General features: G+C 72.6%; 1 protein-coding gene and 1 pseudogene. Both read left to right on the top strand.

The features are described from left to right. Positions 1 to 2189, top strand: a 2189-nt coding sequence (gene hrpB / locus ABT304_RS30805; protein ID WP_350721234.1) for an ATP-dependent helicase HrpB, incomplete at its 5' end; no start/stop codon positions are given. A gap of 67 nt (positions 2190 to 2256) precedes the next feature. Next, a pseudogene (locus tag ABT304_RS30800) lies at positions 2257 to 2717 on the top strand (hypothetical protein); the annotation flags it as partial.

Genomic DNA, 2717 nt, shown 5'->3' with positions numbered 1-2717 from the left:
TCCAGCACGATCCCGAGCTGGTCGGCGTCGGGGCCGTCGTGCTCGACGAAGTGCACGAGCGCCACCTCGACGCCGACCTGACCTTGGCGCTGCTCGTCGACGTCCGGGCCCACCTGCGTGAGGACCTGTCCCTGGTGGCGATGTCGGCCACCATCGAGGCCGAACGGACCGCCGCCCTGCTCGGTGGGGTCGACACCGCTCCGGTGATCCGCGTCCCGGGTGCTCTGCACCCGGTTCAAGCGGTCTGGTGCCCGCTGCCTGCGGGGGTGCGCCGCACCGACGACCGGGGTATCACCCCGGCCTTCCACGACCATGTCGCCGCGACCGTACGTCGTGCGCTCGTCGAGCACGAGGGTGACGTCCTGGCCTTCGTGCCGGGTGTCGCGGAGGTCGAGGCGACCGTACGCCGCCTTGCCGACGTGAACGCGTCCGTGCACGCCCTGCACGGACGTCTGTCCGGCGCCGAGCAGGATCGTGCGCTCAGCGAAGGCCGGCGTCGGCGAGTGATCGTCTCGACCGCGGTCGCCGAGTCCTCGCTGACGGTGCCTGGAGTACGTGTCGTGGTGGATGCTGGATTCTCGCGCGAGCCACGCACCGACCACCGTCGCGGACTGGCTTCTCTGGTCACCGTCGCGGTGAGCCGGGCAGCGGCCGAGCAGCGGGCGGGTCGGGCCGGACGGCTGGGGCCGGGCGCCGTGCTGCGTTGCTGGTCCGAGGCGGAGCACGCACATCTGGCCGCTCACCCGGAGCCCGAGATCGCGACCGCCGACCTGACGGCCTTTGCCCTGGAGGTGGCGTGCTGGGGCAGTGACGACCTGCACGACCTGGCGCTCCTCGACCAGCCACCTGCGCATGCGATGTCGGCAGCCAAGGACGTACTGGTGGATCTGGGGGCGCTGACCGAGGACGGGAGAGCCACCTCGCGGGGCCGGGTGATCGCTGGCGTACCGGCCGATCCCAGGCTGGCGCGTGCCCTCATCGACGGGGCTGGCCTCGTCGGGGCCAGGCGGGCCGCAGAGGTGGTCGCGATGTTGAGCGAGGACGTGCGCGCTCCCGGCGGGGACCTGGTTGCTGCGCTCCGGTCGCTGCGCGCTGACCGGCGGGCAGGCTCGTGGCGCAGCCAGGTCACCCGGCTGGAGAAGGTCGTCGAGAAGCAAGGCTCCGCGGGCGACCGGACAGGGTCGTCGGACGCCCGCGCACTCACTGATGACGTGGCGGTGGGGCTGGTGGTGGCCCTGGCGCATCCGGACCGGATCGCGCGCAAACGTTCGAGCTCCGCGAGCTACCTGATGGCGTCCGGGACGGGCGCGGCGCTCGATCCGCGTGCTTCGGGGCCCCTGGGCGGACTCGAGTGGCTCGCGGTCGGAGACGCGGAGCGGCGGCCCGGGCAACGTGAAGCCCGGATCCGAGCGGCGGCCCCGCTCACCGAGGACCTCGCGCTGGAGGCGGCCGGGTCCCTGTGGACCGAGGTGGACGAGGTCACCTGGACCGGAGGGCGGGTACTGGCTCGCCGACGTACGCTGCTGGGCGCGATCGAGCTCCGCTCCGTCCCGCTCAGCGATCCACCGGCCGACGCCGTGACCGACGCGATCCGAGAGGCGGTGGCGAGGGAGGGAATCGCTCTCTTCGCCTGGTCGGAGGCGGCCACGGCGCTGCGCGCCCGCCTCGACTTCCTGCACCGTGCGCTCGGTGACCCGTGGCCCGATGTGAGCGACGCGGCACTGACGCAGAACCTCCAGTCGTGGCTCGGGCCCCAGCTGGCGCGGGTTCGCTCGGCCCAGGATCTTCGCCGCATCGACGTGGCTGCCGCACTGCGGGCGATGGTGCCGTGGCCGCAGGCAGGCAGGCTCGACGATCTGGCTCCCGAGCGAGTGCAGGTCCCCAGTGGGTCGAGCGTGCGGATCGACTACTCCGCCGAACAACCGGTGCTCGCTGTGCGAATCCAAGAGGTTTTCGGCTGGACCGCAGCGCCGGTCCTCGCGGACGGCCAGGTCCCGCTCCTGCTGCATCTGCTCTCCCCCGCGCGACGCCCAGCAGCCGTCACGGCAGACCTGGAGTCCTTCTGGGACAACGGCTACCCCGGCGTTCGTGCTGATTTGCGCGGGCGCTATCCCAAGCACGCCTGGCCGCAGGATCCCCGCAGCGCACCAGCCACCGCGCGCACGAACAATCCCCGCCGCCGAAGGTGAGCGGCGCGCCCCGCCCATCGATAGGAGCTGGCGCATCCAGCTCGCCGACAGGCGATAGCGTCTCGGGGTGGCCAGTTCTCGCCGATCCAGTGCTCGTCGCCGCGGCGGGCGTCCGCGCCGGAGCGGGACGCGACAACCGACGCAGCCGTTGCCGGCCGTCGGTCCGGGCGAGCGGCTGTGGGTGCTCGACGTCCCTTACGGCACCCAGGTCGAGGGCGCCACGTGGCACCCGGGAGTCAAGACCCACCTGTACGTCGGGCACGCTGTGCCGGCGCACCTCGCGCCCTACGCTCCGGGTCCGTACACGCTCGGTCGGTTCATCGAGAGCACCCTCAATCCCGACCTTCCGACGCAGAGCCTCGAGGCGACCGACGCGCTCGAGCCGCGGCGGGTCCAGTACGAGGCTGCTGACGCTATCGCGGCGCGCGCTGCAGCGGGCGGGCGGCAGTTCCTGCTGGCCGATGAGCCCGGCGTGGGCAAGACGATCTCCGCGGTCCTCGGGGCGACAGCGGTGGGCGACCTCCGCGG

Origin of the sequence: Nocardioides sp. NPDC000445 (assembly GCF_040300245.1) — a bacterium.
Taxonomy (GTDB): domain Bacteria; phylum Actinomycetota; class Actinomycetes; order Propionibacteriales; family Nocardioidaceae; genus Nocardioides.
Note: the sequence above shows the minus strand (reverse complement) of the source record. Positions and strands in the feature narration are given on the sequence as shown.